This window comes from Arthrobacter sp. GCM10027362 (assembly GCF_042679445.1).
Classification (GTDB): Bacteria; Actinomycetota; Actinomycetes; order Actinomycetales; family Micrococcaceae; genus Crystallibacter.
Window position 1 is genome coordinate 64,427 of the sequence record NZ_JBHTML010000001.1, and the last position, 15,208, is coordinate 79,634.

At 67.2% G+C, this 15,208-nt stretch carries 13 protein-coding genes; 5 read left to right on the top strand and 8 right to left on the bottom strand.

What is annotated here, in order from left to right; translation table 11 throughout:
• Positions 1–561: 561 nt before the first annotated feature.
• The 3 genes from ACFQ36_RS00305 to ACFQ36_RS00315 all read left to right on the top strand — a co-directional run bounded on the left by ACFQ36_RS00305 (position 562) and on the right by ACFQ36_RS00315 (position 3,917).
• Entirely contained in the window at positions 562–1,854 is a 1,293-nt protein-coding gene (locus ACFQ36_RS00305; RefSeq protein WP_377009411.1) for a GAF domain-containing protein, read from the top strand.
• A 101-nt stretch (positions 1,855–1,955) separates the two neighbouring features.
• On the top strand, positions 1,956–3,479 hold the full coding sequence (locus tag ACFQ36_RS00310; protein ID WP_377009413.1) for an aldehyde dehydrogenase family protein: 1,524 nt from the start codon (positions 1,956–1,958) through the stop codon (positions 3,477–3,479).
• Between the two features lie 3 nt (positions 3,480–3,482).
• Positions 3,483–3,917: a DUF779 domain-containing protein gene (locus ACFQ36_RS00315; RefSeq protein ID WP_377009415.1), complete on the top strand. Its 435-nt coding sequence runs from the start codon at positions 3,483–3,485 to the stop codon at positions 3,915–3,917.
• Positions 3,918–4,140: 223 nt separating this feature from the next.
• On the opposite strand, the gene ACFQ36_RS00320 is transcribed toward ACFQ36_RS00315, so the two are convergent.
• The 8 genes from ACFQ36_RS00320 to ACFQ36_RS00355 form a co-directional block, all read right to left on the bottom strand.
• A complete protein-coding gene (locus tag ACFQ36_RS00320) occupies positions 4,141–5,646 on the bottom strand; it encodes a gamma-aminobutyraldehyde dehydrogenase (protein WP_377009417.1) in 1,506 nt (501 codons plus the stop codon).
• Between the two features lie 71 nt (positions 5,647–5,717).
• Positions 5,718–6,128, bottom strand: a complete 411-nt coding sequence (locus tag ACFQ36_RS00325) for a cupin domain-containing protein (protein WP_377009419.1) — start codon at positions 6,126–6,128, stop codon at positions 5,718–5,720.
• 40 nt (positions 6,129–6,168) lie between these two features.
• Entirely contained in the window at positions 6,169–7,551 is a 1,383-nt protein-coding gene (locus tag ACFQ36_RS00330) for an aspartate aminotransferase family protein (protein WP_377009420.1), read from the bottom strand.
• 151 nt (positions 7,552–7,702) lie between these two features.
• Positions 7,703–9,148: a gamma-aminobutyraldehyde dehydrogenase gene (locus ACFQ36_RS00335; protein ID WP_377009422.1), complete on the bottom strand. Its 1,446-nt coding sequence runs from the start codon at positions 9,146–9,148 to the stop codon at positions 7,703–7,705.
• Entirely contained in the window at positions 9,148–10,248 is a 1,101-nt protein-coding gene (locus ACFQ36_RS00340) for an ABC transporter permease (protein WP_377009425.1), read from the bottom strand. Before ACFQ36_RS00340 ends, ACFQ36_RS00335 begins: the two co-directional genes overlap by 1 nt.
• Complete coding sequence (locus ACFQ36_RS00345; RefSeq protein ID WP_377009427.1) at positions 10,245–11,783, bottom strand: sugar ABC transporter ATP-binding protein; 1,539 nt, start codon at positions 11,781–11,783, stop codon at positions 10,245–10,247. The genes ACFQ36_RS00340 and ACFQ36_RS00345 overlap by 4 nt, the downstream gene beginning before the upstream one ends.
• Positions 11,784–11,794: 11 nt before the next feature.
• Complete coding sequence (gene torT / locus ACFQ36_RS00350) at positions 11,795–13,021, bottom strand: TMAO reductase system periplasmic protein TorT (protein ID WP_377009429.1); 1,227 nt, start codon at positions 13,019–13,021, stop codon at positions 11,795–11,797.
• Positions 13,022–13,090: 69 nt separating this feature from the next.
• Positions 13,091–13,504: a cupin domain-containing protein gene (locus ACFQ36_RS00355; RefSeq protein ID WP_377009431.1), complete on the bottom strand. Its 414-nt coding sequence runs from the start codon at positions 13,502–13,504 to the stop codon at positions 13,091–13,093.
• A 197-nt stretch (positions 13,505–13,701) separates the two neighbouring features.
• Here ACFQ36_RS00355 and ACFQ36_RS00360 point away from each other — a divergent pair, with 197 nt between their 5' ends.
• Together ACFQ36_RS00360 and ACFQ36_RS00365 are read left to right on the top strand one after the other, a co-directional pair.
• A complete protein-coding gene (locus ACFQ36_RS00360) occupies positions 13,702–14,256 on the top strand; it encodes a TetR/AcrR family transcriptional regulator (RefSeq protein ID WP_377009433.1) in 555 nt (184 codons plus the stop codon).
• 192 nt (positions 14,257–14,448) lie between these two features.
• Positions 14,449–15,081: an NAD(P)H oxidoreductase gene (locus ACFQ36_RS00365; protein ID WP_377009435.1), complete on the top strand. Its 633-nt coding sequence runs from the start codon at positions 14,449–14,451 to the stop codon at positions 15,079–15,081.
• Positions 15,082–15,208: the final 127 nt, after the last annotated feature.

The following is a 15,208-nucleotide window of genomic DNA, read 5'->3' on the forward strand; positions in this document are numbered from 1 at the left end:
GCGCAACCGCTGCCCAGCCTTTTCCGACTGAGGTTGTCCTGCAGGGCCCGTGCCGGTTCTCGGCACGGGCCCTGCAGGACAAGGCGCTCCAGGACCCGAAGCTGCGACTTACAGCCGCCATACCAGACGAGTTTCTAACCTGAGAGAATCTGCGGAAACGCTGCGGGCATGACTTACACGCTTATCCACAATTGGTCCGGCCTGGCCGGCCGGCACATCCAGATCCGGCCGAATGATGAAATCACCGACTGCTCGAAAACCTGAGACTAACCGGCAGACGTGTCTATGCGAAGGCCGAGCACTATGAGGTATGGGACGGCGGAACTGCCTGATTCATAACCTCGGAGTTGCTTCCTGCCGGTCGAACGTATCCGCCAGAGTCTTGCCCCCACCTGGCATTGGCAGGACCAGGCAACCCGAGGGGCGGTGTCCGGACGGTTCACCGTTGGTCCTGCAGCTTGGCGAAAATTGTAGAGATGCCGCGTCACCGTTCAAATCGGTCCGAACCGTGGCATCCTTGGTGACAGCTGCGCGACTAGTACGAGTTATCCGAGTGGAGCAATGGTGCAACCTGGGATTGATCTGTCTTCACACCGGCGGCAGGCCCGTGCCGCCCATGAACTGCTGGCCGGTGCCGGAAGCCGCAGCCTCTCACTGGGCGGAGTGCGCCGGGAGGTGCGCGACTCCTGGCAGCGCTCGCTGGGCGCGTTAAAGTCGCCGGAATTGGCCGCAGCCCGACCGGCGCTCGGTACCGGCGACCTTGAGGACTACCGGCAGTGCCACCTGCTGGCCGACGTCATGCCGGTAATCCGCCGGCTGCTGGTGCTGCCGGCCCGGGACACCGGCCTGCTGGTGGCCGTCGGGGACGAGCGGGGCCGGCTGCTGTGGGTGGACGGGGACCGGGCGCAGCGCCGGCGGGCCGAGTCCATGGCGTTCCTGCCCGGCGCCGATTGGTCGGAGGCCGCCGTGGGAACCAACGCTCCCGGGACGGCGCTTGCCCTGGGGCGGGGCGTGCAGGTCTCCGAAGCCGAGCACTTCAGCCCCGCGGTGCATCCCTGGAGTTGCACGGCGGTGCCGGTCCATGATCCGGATACCGGAGCGGTAATCGGCGTGGTGGACATCACCGGGGGCCGCGAGGCGGTGGCCCCGCACACCCTGCCGCTGGTCCAGGCGGCGGTGGCCGCCGCCGAGGCCCAGCTGCGCATCGACCGTCTCCAGGGCGCCGTCCCCCGGGCCGCCCGCGCGCCCCGGACCGCCGGCAGCCTGCTGGAAATCACCGGCCGGGACCAGGGCCGGCTGACCGCCGCCGGACGCCGGCTGGAGCTGTCCCTGCGCCACACCGAGATCCTGACCCTGCTCGGGCTGCATCCGCAGGGCCTGCGGGCTGAGGAACTGGCGGACCTGCTGTATCCCGACGCCGGCGGACTGACCACGCTGCGGGCGGAAATGGTCCGACTGCGCCGCCTGCTGGCTGCCCACTGCCCGGTACTGGTGCCGCAGTCGCGGCCCTACCGGCTGCCGCAGGAACTGGCCACCGACGCCGGCCGGGTGCTCGCACAGCTGCGCCGCGGGGCCCGCCGCCAGGCGCTGGAGCACTACCGGGGCGAACTGCTGCCGCGCTCGGCGGCCCCCGGCATCGTCCGTTACCGCCACGAGGTGGCCATGACCCTGCGCGAGGCGGTGCTGGCGGACGGCTCCCCGGACACGCTGCTGCGCTACCTCCAACTGCCCGAGGCCAGGTACGACGCCGAGGCCTGGCACTGCGCGCTGCGGCTGCTGCCGCCGCGCTCGCCCCGCCGGGCCGCCGTCGTCGCCCATCTGACGGGACTGGAACAGGACCTGTCCGGCCGCTGACTCTTCCGCAGGCGCAACCTGGATGCAACCTTGCCCGGCCTAGGCTCGGGACGGCAGACGAGGACGTCTGTCCGCACACGATTCGCCGAAGGAGTCTACCCATGACGGTATACGCACAGCCCGGCCGCCCCGGCGCCAAGGTCAGCTTCAAGCCCCGCTACGAGAACTGGATCGGCGGCGAATGGGTGGCCCCGGTCAAGGGCCGGTACTTCGAGGACATCTCCCCGGTCACCGGCAAGGTGTTCTGCGAGGTGGCCCGGGGCACCGCCGAGGACATCGAGCTGGCGCTGGACGCCGCGCACAAGGCGGCACCGGCCTGGGGCAGGACCTCGGTGGCCGAGCGGGCGGCGGTGCTGAACAAGGTGGCGGACCGGATCGAGGAGAACCTGGAGCTGCTGGCCGTCGCCGAGACGTGGGACAACGGCAAGGCCGTGCGGGAGACGCTCGCCGCCGACATCCCGCTGGCGGCGGACCACTTCCGCTACTTCGCCTCGGCGATCCGGGCCCAGGAGGGCCGGCTCTCCCAGCTCGACGAGGACACCACCGCCTACCACTTCCACGAGCCGCTCGGGGTGGTCGGGCAGATCATTCCGTGGAACTTCCCGATCCTGATGGCGGTCTGGAAGCTGGCCCCGGCGCTGGCCGCGGGCAACGCCGTGGTGCTCAAGCCCGCCGAGCAGACCCCGGCCTCGATCCTGGTGCTGATGGAACTGCTGGCCGACATCCTGCCGGCCGGCGTGGTCAACGTGGTCAACGGCTTCGGCACCGAGGCCGGCAAGCCGCTGGCCTCCAGCCCGCGGATCCGCAAGATCGCCTTCACCGGCGAGACCACCACCGGGCGGCTGATCAGCCAGTACGCCTCCCAGAACCTGATCCCGGTGACCCTGGAACTGGGTGGCAAGAGCCCGAACATCTTCTTCGCCGACGTCGCCGCCGAGCAGGATGCGTTCTACGACAAGGCGCTGGAGGGCTTCGCGCTCTTCGCCTTCAACCAGGGCGAGGTGTGCACCTGCCCGTCGCGGGCCCTGGTCCAGGACTCGATCTACGACTCCTTCATGGCCGACGCGCTGGCCCGCACCGAGAAGATCATCCAGGGCAACCCGCTGGACACCGACACCCAGATCGGCGCCCAAGCCTCCAACGACCAGCTCGAGAAGATCCTCTCCTACATCGACATCGGCCGGCAGGAAGGCGCCAAGGTGCTCACCGGCGGCGGGCGCAACATCCTGCCCGGCGACCTGGCGGAGGGCTACTACGTGGCGCCCACGATCTTCGAGGGCAACAACTCCATGCGCATCTTCCAGGAGGAGATCTTCGGCCCGGTGGTCTCGGTGACCCGGTTCAATGACTATGCCGAGGCCGTGCAGATCGCCAACGACACGCTGTACGGCCTGGGCGCCGGCGTCTGGTCCCGCAACGGCAACACGGCCTACCGGGCCGGCCGCGAGATCCAGGCCGGGCGGGTGTGGATCAACAACTACCACGCCTACCCCGCCGGGGCGGCCTTCGGCGGCTACAAGTCCTCCGGCATCGGCCGGGAGAACCACGCCATGATGCTCGAGCACTACCAGCAGACCAAGAACCTCCTGGTCAGCTACAACGAGAACAGGCTCGGGTTCTTCTAAACCATGACCGGACCCGACACCGTGCTCGAGGCCGCGTCGGCGCTGCCCGGGGAGAACTTCTCCCGGGTGGCGCTGGCCGGCCCCGCCGTGGAACTGCTGCAGAAACTCTGGAGCAGCCACGGCCCGCTCATGTTCCACCAGTCCGGCGGCTGCTGCGACGGCTCCTCGCCGATGTGCTACCCGGCGGGCGAATTCATCACCGCGGAAGCCGATGTGCTCCTCGGCGTGTTCGAACTGCCCGGCTGCGGGCCGCTGGAATTCTGGATCTCCCGCGAGCAGTTCGTCTACTGGAAGCACACCCGGCTGACCGTGGACGTGGTGGCGGGCCGGGGCAGCGGTTTCTCCGTCGAAGCCCCCGAGGGCAAGCGCTTCCTGATCCGCTCCGCACTGCTGGACGACCCGACGGCACCGAACGCCGAAGAAGACCCTGGAGACTAGCCTGCAGCACGAAGACCGGCTGCAGGACGTCTGAACCCGGGACTTGTCGAAAACGGGTGCCGGTGACAATTCAGAAATCGGCAGGTCCTGTGGCACCGGCTCACACCCGTAAAGCGCCGACAACCGTGACTATGTCCGGGCTGCTCTGCGTTCCTCCTGCGGGCTGACTGCCCGAGGACGCGGAGGTCGCGTGGCAGGGCGTGCGGCGCTGCGGTATCTGCTGTCAGGCCCGCTGCCGGAACACCGTGTCGTGCCAGTCCTTGTGCGTGGACTTGTCCCGGCCAAGCATCACGTGCTTGATGTTGGTGTATTCCTCCAGTGAATAGGCGGACATGTCCTTGCCGAAGCCGGAGGCCTTGTAGCCGCCATGGGGCATTTCAGACACGATCGGGATGTGCTCGTTGATCCAGACGCAGCCGGCCTGGATTTCCGCGCCGGCCCGCAGGGACCGGTCCAGGCTGCGCGTCCACGCGGAGGCGGCCAGCCCGTAGGCGGTGTCATTGGCCAGGGCCAGGCCCTCGTCGTCGGATTCGAAGGGCAGTGCGGCCAGCACAGGCCCGAAGACCTCCTCCCGCACGATCTCGGATTCCTGCGGTGCCCCGGTGACCAGGGTGGGCCGGTAGAACGCACCGGCGGCCAGCTCCCCGCCGGGGGCATACCCGCCGGCCAGGACCTTGGCGCCGGCGGCGCGGGCGCGCTCGACGAAGCCGGCGACCCTGTCCCGGTGGGTATGGCTGATCAGCGGGCCCAGGTCCGTGTCCTCATCGGCCGGGTCCCCGACCACCACCCGGTCCATCAGTTCGGCAACGCGGGCGGTGAAGGCATCGAACAGCGGGGCCTGGACGTAGGCGCGGGTGGCGGCGGTGCAGTCCTGGCCGCCGTTGATGATCGCCCCGGCCACCGCACCGTGTGCGGCGGCCTCGAGGCCGGCGTCGTCGAACACCACGAAGGGGGCCTTGCCGCCCAGCTCCAGGTGCACCCGCTTGGCACTGCGCGAGGCCAGCTCCATGATGCGCCGGCCCACGGCGGTGGAGCCCGTGAAGGAGACCATGGCCACCCCCGGGTGGGTGACCAGGTGTTCGCCGATGCCGGCTCCGGTGCCGGTGACGATGTTGATGACCCCGTCCGGGATCCCGGCATCCCTGGCCGCCCCGGCGAAAAGCAGCGCGGTGCCCGGGGTGAGTTCGGAGGGCTTGAGCACGATGGTGTTGCCGGCGGCGATGGCCGGCAGGATCTTCCAGGCGGCCATCTGCAGCGGGTAGTTCCACGGGGCGATGGAGCCGATCACGCCGATCGGCTCGCGCCGGATCATCGAGGTGCCGCCGGCGCCGTACTCGCCGGCGGCCAGGCCGGTAAGCTGCCGGGCGGCACCGGCGAAGAAGGACGCGTTGTCCACCGTGCCGGGCACATCGAACCGCGTGGACAGCCGGATGGACTTGCCCGTCTGCGCCGTTTCGACGGCGGCGAGCTGCCCGGCGCGCTTGTCCAGCTCGGACGCCAACCGGTGGATCACGTCCGACCGTTCCCCCGGAGTGGCCCGGGACCAGGTGTGGTAGGCGCGCCCGGCTGCGGTCACCGCGTCGTCGACGTCGCCGATGTCGGCGTAGCGGATGCATTCGGCCACCTCGCCGGTGGCGGGGTTGACCCGTTTGGCCTCCCCGCCGCGGCCTTGGCGGTATCGGCCGTCAATGAACTGGTGCCCGGCGGCAAAGGTGGTTTCCTGCGTCATGGTCATGCTCCTGAGTGGTAGGGGTGGCGGCGGCTGTCCTGCGGTTGCTGGCGGTGCCTGCGGCGTGGCTGCTAGAGGTCCCAGTACTTAAAGGAGTGGGATCCAAGGCCTTCGGGATTAGGGCCGTAGATGGCCACCATTCTGGCGTAGTCCGGTGCCCAGTAACGTCCTGTCCGGCCGCCCCTGACCGTGGCGGTGTCCCCGGCCCGCAGGACGACGGTGGTGCCGCCGGCTTCGATGTGCAGTTCGCCCTCGACGACGAAGTTGGTTTCGTCATGGGGATGGAAGTCTTCCCAGGCGGAGGCCTGCAGCTCCCATTCGGACAGGGCGTAATCGTGCCAGCCGTGAGGGTGGTTGGGGATGATGAAGCGGCCTCTGTTGTTCGGCCAGTCCTTCCGCATGGCGGCCAGCGGCTGCGCGGGCCAAAAGTCGATGGGCGCCGTTGCCGGTTCTGCCGGCGGGGTCGGGCTGGAAGTGGTCATGGCAGTCCTTTCGGGAATGCAGGAGGGCCGGCGATGCTGCCTAGAGGAGCTGTTCGGCTTCGGTCAGGGTATGGCGCAGGATCTGTTCTATTTCGTCGAATTCGCTTTGGCCGATGGTCAGGGGCGGGGACAGCTGGATGACCGGGTCTCCGCGGTCATCGGCACGGCAGTAAAGCCCGTTCTCAAAGAGCTTCCTGGAGAGGAATCCCTTCAGGATCCGCTGGCTCTCCTCCGGGGTGAATGTTTCCTTGGTGGATTTGTCCTTGACCAGTTCGATTCCGTAGAAATAGCCGTCGCCGCGGATATCGCCGACCAAGGCGAGGTCGTGCAGTTTCTCCAGCGTGCGCCTGAAGGCCGCCTCGTGGGTCAGGACGTGCCGGTTCAGTCCTTCGCGCTCAAAGATATCCAGGTTCGCCAGGGCAACGGCGGCGGCCACGGGGTGGCCGCCGAAGGTATAGCCATGCTTGAAGATGTTCCGGCCCGAGGCGAAGGGCTCGAAGAGTTTCCCCGAGGCGATCATCGCGCCCATGGGGGCGTAGCCGCTGGTCAGTCCCTTGGCGCAGGTGATGATGTCTGGTTCGTAACCGAATTTGTCCGCGCCAAAATAGGTGCCCAGACGTCCGAAGGCGCAGATCACCTCGTCGCTGACCAGCAGGACGTCGTATTTGTCGCAGATCTGCCGGACGCGCTGGAAATAGCCGGGCGGCGGCGGGAAGCAGCCGCCGGAGTTCTGGACGGGTTCAAGGAACACCGCGGCCACCGTGTCCGCGCCCTCGGCCAGGATGGCCAGTTCGATCTGGTCAGCGGCCCACCGGCCGAATGCCTCGGGATCATCTCCGTGCAGCGGGGCGCGGTAAAGGTTCGTGTTGACGGTTTTGTGCGCGGAGGGAACCAGGGGTTCGAAATCCTGTTTGAGCTCCGGCACTCCCGTAATGGACAGGGCGCCGTGGGTGGTGCCGTGGTAGGCGGTCATTCGGGAGATGACCTTGTGTTTGCCGGGGCGGCCCGTCAGCCTGAAGTACTGCTTGACCAGCTTCCACGCCGATTCCACGGCCTCGCTGCCGCTATTGGTGAAGAAGACCCTGTCGAGGTTGCCCGGCGCCAGGCCTGCGAGGCGTTCTGCCAGTTCTGCAGCCGGCCGGTTGGCATAGGACCAGATGGGAAAGAACGCCAGTTCGGATGCCTGCGCCGCCATCACCCGGGCCAGCTCCTCGCGGCCGTGGCCGGCCTGGACAACGAACAGTCCTGCCAGCCCGTCGAGGTAGCGGCGTCCTGCCTCATCGTAGATGTAGGCACCCTCGCCCCTGACAATCAGGGGCAGATCCTCGTTGTTCTGCGGCTGCGGCGCGAAGTGCATCCACAGGTGTTCGCGGGCTGCTGTCACGGTATCGGTGACGGCACGGCTGGGAAGAGTTTCAGTCATTTTCTGCTCCAAGTCCTGTTCCGGGCCGGAACGGGATTGATCGTGGACTGTCGGCAGCACTGCCCGGAAGGGCCGGGTAGTGCTGCCGGTGGGCATGCGGGTGCTGCGCCTGTGCCGGCCCGCCTGAGACGGGCCGGCACAGGGGGGGCGGCTAGCTGTTGATATTGGCCATGACGTGCTTGATGCGGGTGTAGTCGTCGAGCCCGTACATGGACAGGTCCTTGCCGTATCCGGAATGCTTGAAGCCGCCGTGGGGCATTTCGGCCACCAGCGGGATGTGGGTATTGATCCATACGGTGCCGAAGTCCAGCTCCCGGCTCATGCGCATGGCCCGGCCGAAATCCCGGGTCCAAACCGAGGAGGCCAGCCCGTAGGGGACGCCATTGGCCAGTTCCAGAGCCTGAGCCTCGTCGGTGAACTTCTGCACGGTGATGACCGGGCCGAACACTTCGTTCTGAACGATTTCGTCGTCCTGGCGCAGGTTGGATACGACAGTGGGGGCATAGTGGAAGCCCCGTTCGCCGAGCCGCCGGCCGCCGGTATTGATAACGGCATGGGCCGGGAGCCGGTCGATGAACCCGGAGACCCGCTCGAACTGCCGGCTGTTGTTCAGCGGCGGCAGCAGGGCTTCTTCGTCTTCCAGCCCCCTGTCGTAGGCGGTCACGACTGCTTCGGCCTGCCGGGTGAGGGCCTCGACAAAGCTGTCATAGACGCCGGGGGCAGCCAGAACCCGGGTGGAGGCGGTGCAGTCCTGGCCGGCATTGAAGTAGCCGCCGATGGCAATGGCTTCGGCTGCCGCTTCGACATCGGCGTCGTCGAAGATGATGACCGGGGCCTTGCCGCCCAGCTCCAGGTGCACGCGCTTCAAATCCGGCGCGGCGGAGGCGGCCACGTCCATGCCGGCGCCGACCGACCCGGTCAGGGACACCATGTCGGCGCGGGGGTGGCTGACGACCTTCCGGCCCGTGCCGCCGTCGCCGCAGACCACGTTGAGCACGCCGGCCGGCAGGAACTGCGAGGCCAGCTCGGCCAGCAGCAGCGTGGACTCCGGGGTGGTCTCGCTCGGTTTCAGGACGACGGTGTTGCCGCCGGCCAGGGCCGGGGCGATTTTCCATACGGCCATCATCATCGGGTAGTTCCAGGGTGCAATCTGGCCGACCACGCCGACCGGCTCGCGGCGGATCCACGAGGTGTGGTCCGCCATGTACTCGCCGGCGGACTTGCCTTCGAGGACCCGGGCGGCGCCGCCGAAGAAGCGCAGGTGGTCGACCATCCCGGTGATTTCTTCGGACCGGACCAGGGCCGTCGGCTTGCCGGTGTTCTGGGATTCCAGGGCGATGAGCTCATCCTGCCGTTCCTCCACGGCGTCGGCGAGCCGAAGGAGGGCGAGCTGGCGCTCTGCCGGGGTGGTCCGTTTCCAGCTGTCGAAGGCGGCGGAGGCCGCCCGGTAGGCCGCGTCCACGTCGGCGTCCCCGGAAACCGGGGCGACGGCAAAGACTTCCCCGCTAAAGGGGTCGATCAGGTCCTGGGTCTGCCCGTCGAGGGCGTCGACGTATTCGCCGTTGATGAAGTTGCGGATGGTGCGTTTGCCGGTCATTATTTGTCTCCTTTGTCCGCGGTAAGCGGGGATGGGGTGGGTATTTTGGCGGCCGGGGCGGTGACGCGGACCCGTGTCCGGATCCGGTCGACCAGCAGGGCCAGGACAAGCAGGGCGCCGAGCAGGATGTCCTGGACGTAGCCCTGGACCCGGATCAGGTCCATGCCGTTGTTCAGCAGCACGATGAACAGCGCGCCCATGAACGCCCCGGACACGCGTCCCTCGCCGCCGGCCAGGGCGATGCCGCCGATGACGGCGGCGATGATGGACTGCATCGGGTACTGGACGCCGATGTTCGCTTCGCCGGTGGAGACCCTGGCGGTGATCATCACGCCGACCAGGGCGGCCAGGACGCTGCCGGTGACCATGACGGAAATCAGGGTGCGCCGGACGTTGACGCCGGCCTGGTAGGCGGCGTTTTCGTTCCCGCCGACGGCGTAGGCCTGCCGTCCCAGGCGCGTCCAGTTCAGCAGCACGTAGGCGCCGAGGAGCACCAGGATCAGCACGAAGGTGGGGAAGGGGATGCCCAGGATGGCGGAGGTGCCGAAATTCCGGGAAAACTCCCGGGGCAGCCCGGTCACCGGCACGCCTCCGGCCACGAGCAGCGCAATTCCTGTGGCGGCGAAGCCGGTGCCGAGGGTCACCATGAACGAGTTGACCTTGAAGACGGCAATGAGGACGGCGTTGGCGAGCCCCACGGCCAGGCCGACGGCCAGCGCGGCCAGGCAGCCGAGCAGGATCGCCAGTCCCGGGTTCCCGGGTGCGGCCGAGACCATCACCGTTGCGCAGATGATCGAGGACAGGGCCACGGTCCCGCCGTTGGACAGGTCGTAGTTCCTGGTGATCAGGTAGAGCATCTGCCCGATCGCGATGATGCCCAGGAAGCTGACCTGCCGGGCCACGTTGATGATGTTGGTCGGCGAAAGGAAGCGGGGCTCCACCGCGGCGAAGATGATGATCAGGACCACCAGCAGCAGCGGCAGGATGCCGTAGGCGATGAATTGCCTGCGCATCAGATTGCCGATGGAGATCCGGGGCCCGGAGGCAGCAGCCGCAGCGGGCCGCAGGGATGATTGGGTCCTGAGGTCTGTTTGCGTCATGCGCCCTGTTCCTTTTCGTGCTGGGTGAAAAACGTCGGCAGTATGGTTTCCTCGGTCAGGTCCGGCCCGGAGAATTCGCCGGCGACCCGGCCCTCGGCGACCACGTAGGCGCGGTGGACCAGGTTGACGACTTCCGGCAGGTCCGAGGAGATGAGCAGCACCGCCGCCCCGGATGCGGCCAGGTCCTTGATGGCCTCGTAGATCTCGGCCCGCGCGCCGACATCCACGCCGGCCGTGGGCTCGTCGAAGATATGGATGCCGTAGGGGCGGGTAAAGCCGCGGGCGAGCACGATCTTTTGCTGGTTGCCGCCGGAAAAGGTCGGCGGCAGTGCGTCCGGATTGGCCGGCCGCAGGGACAGGCGCTGCAGTACGGCTTCCGTCTCCAGTCTTTCTGCCCGGCGGTTGAGGAACCCCGCACGGGTCCACCGGCCCAGGGCGGACAGGGAGACATTCTCCCGGGCGGGGCGGGAGGCAATCAGGCCGTCGTGCTTGCGGTCGCCGGGGTAGTACACCATGCCCTGCCGCAACCGCTTCGACGGTGACCCGGGGCCGCGGTCCTCACCGTTGAGCCGGATCTGCCCGGAAGTGACCTTGGCCAGCCCGAAACACAGGCGGCCGATCTCGGCCTTTCCCGACCCGACCAGGCCCGTCAGTCCGACCACCTCCCCGCTGCGCACATGAAGGTTGATGTCCCGGACGCCCTCGCCGCAGACCTGCCGCAGTTCCAGGGCAGCGGCCCAGGGCCGGTGCGGAATGTCGGGAAACAAAGCGCCCACCTGGCGGCCGGTCATGAGGGTGACCAGTTCGTCGTCGGTGACGTCCCCGAGCGGGCAGGTGCGGACCAGTGCGCCGTCGCGCAGCACCGACACCCGGTCCCCGATCTTCCGGATCTCGCCCATCCGGTGCGTGATGTAGATGACGGCCAGGCCCTCGCGGCGCAGGGTTCGGACCACGTCAAAGAGCCTGCCGGTCTCGTCCTCGGTCAGGGAAGCCGTGGGCTCGTCAAGGATGAGCACCCGGGCCTCGCCCTGCAGGGCCCGGGCAATCTCGAGGATCTGCTGCTCGGCGCGGCTGAGGTCCCGCGCATACGCATCCGGCCGGATCGAGGAGCCGATGCGCGCAAGCGCCTCCGCCGCCCTGCGCTGCAGGGCGCGCCGGTCCACCAGTCCCCGGGTAACCGGCTCCCGGCCCAGGGCAAGGTTCTCGGCGACGGTCAGCTGCGGAACCAGCGCCGGTTCCTGAAAGACCGCTGCGACGCCGAGCTCGCGCGCCCGGCGGGGAGTGGCCGCCTGGATCTCCTGCCCGTCCAGCAGGATGGTTCCCTCATCCGGCCGGTGGATTCCGGCCAGCACGCCGATCAGGGTGGATTTTCCCGCGCCGTTCTCGCCGAACAGCACATGCACCTGCCCGGGCAGGAACTCGATTGTCACATCGCGCAGTGCCGCGAAGCCCTGGAACCGTTTGGTCACGCCCTGTACCGCGATGGCGGCGGGAGCCGTATTCCGGGACCGCCGGATTGTCGTGTTGGTTGTCATCGGGGTGGTCCTCAGTTGACGCTGAAGACGGGCTGGAAGCCCTCGGAGGGCAGGTTCAGTTCCCGGATCAGCTGGTCCAGGTTGTTCCACTTCTTGCCGGCGGCCGGGCCGCAGATGACGTTGGCCGGGGTGCCGATGTGTCCTCCGCCGACCAGGGGTTCTCCCGTGAGGGTCCTGGCGGCCATGTCCAGGGCGACCTTGGCCAGGATCAGGTCGTTTCCTGCGCTGGAGCAGGTTGCGCCGCCGGATTTCAGCAGGGAGGCGACCTCGGGGGTGAAGTAGTAGGAGGCGGTCTTGATCTTGTCTTTCAGCCCGCGTTCGGTCAGGGGACCGGTCGCTGCGTCGACGGTCGTGGCGGAACCGAGGATGTAGTTCATCTGCGGGTAGGCCTCCAGTGCGTTCTCCACCAGATCCAGCTGGGCGTCCTTGCCGGTGTCGCCGTACTGGACGCCCAGCAGCTCGACGTCCGATCCGGCCGTCTGCTCCTTGAAGCAGGACATCAGCTGTTCAAGGGATCCGACTCCGGCCGGTCCGGGGAACCAGACGGCCTTGACCGGTTCGCCGACCTCCTTCAGGTGCTTGCCCAGGTTCCCGCCGAGGGTGCAGTAGTCAAAGAGCGCCCGGCCGGAGACGCTGGTGGTCGTCACCCCGTTGATCATGTCGATGACGGGGATCCCCTGGGCGGTGATTTCGTCGATCTTGTTGTTCAGGGCTTCATTGCTCACGGCCCCGATCAGGACCGCGTCGGCCCCGCCGGCCACGCAGTTGGACAGCTGGTCGATCTGCTTGCTGATTTCGGTGTACCCTCCGGCCTCGTAGACCTGCAGGGAGGCGCCCGACCGCTTGGCTTCGGAAACCAGGGCTTCGTCAATGCCCAGCCAGTAGGGATCCTTGACGTGCGGGACGAGGGCGCAGATGGTTTTCCCCTCGGCGCTGCCGGCCGGCAGCGGAGTGTAGACCCCGGCGGTCCGGTCCCCGTCGCATCCGGGGGTGTTGCAGCCAATGACCTCGACGGGCACGGCCCAGTCGGCGGCGGTTGCCGCCTTGGTCAGGGACTGAAAGGTGTTCTTGGATGGATCGGCAAAGATGCCGCCGGCTTCCGGCGGAGCCGCCGATGGCGCAGGACGGTCGGCTACGGCGGAGGTTTCCGCCTGGGTGCAGCCGGTGAGCAGAAGCGCCAGGCCCGCCGCGGATGCGGCCAGGACCGGCATTCGGGAACGGCTCAGAAAAGTGAACATGGGCGTGTCCTCTCCGGGAAATGAAGGGCTTGTGCAGGAATGGGCAGTGCTCTCCGGGCCGAAAAGACCTCAGATTTCCGAATACTTGAAGGAATCGGATTCCAGCCCGTCCGGATTGGGGCCGTAGACGGCAATCATCCGGGCGTAGACAGGTGCCCAGTAGCGGCCGGTCCGGCCGGCGTTGACCCGTGCCGCATCCCCGGGACCCAGCACCACGGTGCGGCCTTCACACTCGATGTGCAGTTCGCCTTCCAGCACCAAGTTCGTCTCACTGTGCGGGTGGAAGTCCTCCCAGGCCGCGCCGGCCAGTTCCCACTCGGACAGGGCAAAACCTTCCCAGCGGTCCAGCGAGTCGGGAATGATCAGCCGGGTCCGCATGCGGTGCCACTCGGGCTTCATGCTTTTCAGCGGCCGGGCGGCCCGGAAATCAATCGGTTCCGCGTCCGTCGTCAGGCCGTCGCGTGTTGAACTGTCTGTCGTCATGTCTTCGTCCCCCAGGGAATTTGCTCGGCTTCGGTGTGATGTACACCACGGAAAACGAGTGTTACTCTTACACGGACAGATGTCCCAGTCAATAGTCTGAGAAAGACGTCCAAGATTGTTACGCTGCGGACATTCCGGCACAACCGAGTGGGAGGGATAAGACCTTGCGAGTCCCCGCCAAGGAACGGAAAGAACAGTTGATCTCGGCCACAGCGGAGCTGATGAAGCGCGAGGGGGTGCAGTCGATCACCCTCCGGGCCATTGCCAAGGAAGCCGGCGCGCCACTGGCAGCCGTCCACTACTGCTTCAACGACAAGGATGAACTGATGGATGCCGCGGCCGAACACTGGCTGCGGCATATGAGCCGCTTCTCCACGGATGTCCCCGTGGATTCGGGCCTACGCAAGGCACTGGAACACGTGGCCGAGGGCTACTGGGGCCTGCTGGAGGAAGCGCCCGAAGACATCCTGGCGCAGGTCGAACTCGTTACCTGGGCCACCCGCAACTCGGCCGGGAGCCCTCTGGCTGCCAGGATCTACCCGGCCTACGAAGCGGAACTGGGAAGAGTCTTTTCCACGGCGGCGGAAAAAAGCGCCGAGCAGAGCAGGTTGGACTTCAAAGAACTGGCCCGGGCCTTCATCACCATCTTCGACGGCGCAGCGCTTCAGTACATGGCGGACCCGGACTCGGGAGGCCACCGGGACCGGTATTTCATGATGATCGACGCACTCCTGGCCAAGGCCGGCGTCTGACCCGCAATGGGTCCGGCAGGCCCTGTCGTAGTCGAGGGTGCGGGGGCTGTCCGGCGATATGGGCCAGAAGCAGTTTCTGGACCCGGCCGTTCCTTGACGGATGCCAGATCCGTAAGACCATGCCCGGTTGGATACCCGAAGGCCCGGCCGGGGCCTGTATCCGGCCCGCATGCCGAACGGTGTCCCGGGCCGATGATCAAGGTGGTTGACATGGGGTTGGAGGTTCCCTTGCCAAAGGTTCGGGTTCAGGTCATCTGGGCGCATCCGCGGGTCGATTCGCTCACGGCGGCTGTGGTCAGCGAGGTTGTGGAGGAGCTGGTCCGCGCCGGCACCGAGGTTGATCAGCTCGATCTTTATCGGGAAGGGTTCGACGCCTCGCTTCGCGAGGCGGACGAACCGGACTGGAACAACCCGGACAAGCCGTACTCCCGGGAAGTCATCTTCCATGCAAACCGCACCATGGCTGCCGACATCGTCTTCTTCGTATTTCCCATCTGGTGGTTCTCGCTTCCGGCCATCATGAAGGGCTACATTGACCGGGTGTGGAACCACGGCCTTTTCTATGGCGGCGGCCGGAAGGCGAACCTAGAGAAGATCCGGTGGATAGGCCTGGCCGGGGAGAGTCGGGAGTTCTTTGCCAGGCGGGACTACGACAGGATGATCCGGCACCACCTCAACATCGGCATCGCGGGATTCTGCGGGGTCAACGACAGCCGTGCCGAGCTGCTCTACAACGCGCTCGGGGACGGCGTTGAGGATGCGCCTTCACACTATGCACGGTTTCGAAACCGCGCACGAGAGATCGCCCGGTCAGCCCTCAACTGAACGATCGGGACGGTCGGTCGGCCGGAAAGCGGCCGGAGCGCTCCAGGGCCCCTCGTGTGAATTATTGGAGCCGGAGGACGGCTGCGGGGAGGATCCGCTGCGCGCGGTATTTGTACGCTTCGGCATC

What these genes read in the sequence shown, in the direction of transcription:
- ACFQ36_RS00340 (WP_377009425.1), bottom strand. Translation starts at nt 10,248, where the DNA reads ATGACGCAAACAGACCTCAGGACCCAATCATCCCTGCGGCCCGCTGCG.
- ACFQ36_RS00355 (WP_377009431.1), bottom strand. Translation starts at nt 13,504, where the DNA reads ATGACGACAGACAGTTCAACACGCGACGGCCTGACGACGGACGCGGAA.
- ACFQ36_RS00320 (WP_377009417.1), bottom strand. Translation starts at nt 5,646, where the DNA reads ATGACGCAGGAAACCACCTTTGCCGCCGGGCACCAGTTCATTGACGGC.
- ACFQ36_RS00315 (WP_377009415.1), top strand. Translation starts at nt 3,483, where the DNA reads ATGACCGGACCCGACACCGTGCTCGAGGCCGCGTCGGCGCTGCCCGGG.
- ACFQ36_RS00325 (WP_377009419.1), bottom strand. Translation starts at nt 6,128, where the DNA reads ATGACCACTTCCAGCCCGACCCCGCCGGCAGAACCGGCAACGGCGCCC.
- ACFQ36_RS00310 (WP_377009413.1), top strand. Translation starts at nt 1,956, where the DNA reads ATGACGGTATACGCACAGCCCGGCCGCCCCGGCGCCAAGGTCAGCTTC.
- ACFQ36_RS00330 (WP_377009420.1), bottom strand. Translation starts at nt 7,551, where the DNA reads ATGACTGAAACTCTTCCCAGCCGTGCCGTCACCGATACCGTGACAGCA.
- ACFQ36_RS00345 (WP_377009427.1), bottom strand. Translation starts at nt 11,783, where the DNA reads ATGACAACCAACACGACAATCCGGCGGTCCCGGAATACGGCTCCCGCC.
- ACFQ36_RS00305 (WP_377009411.1), top strand. Translation starts at nt 562, where the DNA reads ATGGTGCAACCTGGGATTGATCTGTCTTCACACCGGCGGCAGGCCCGT.
- ACFQ36_RS00335 (WP_377009422.1), bottom strand. Translation starts at nt 9,148, where the DNA reads ATGACCGGCAAACGCACCATCCGCAACTTCATCAACGGCGAATACGTC.
- ACFQ36_RS00365 (WP_377009435.1), top strand. Translation starts at nt 14,449, where the DNA reads ATGATCAAGGTGGTTGACATGGGGTTGGAGGTTCCCTTGCCAAAGGTT.
- torT (WP_377009429.1), bottom strand. Translation starts at nt 13,021, where the DNA reads ATGTTCACTTTTCTGAGCCGTTCCCGAATGCCGGTCCTGGCCGCATCC.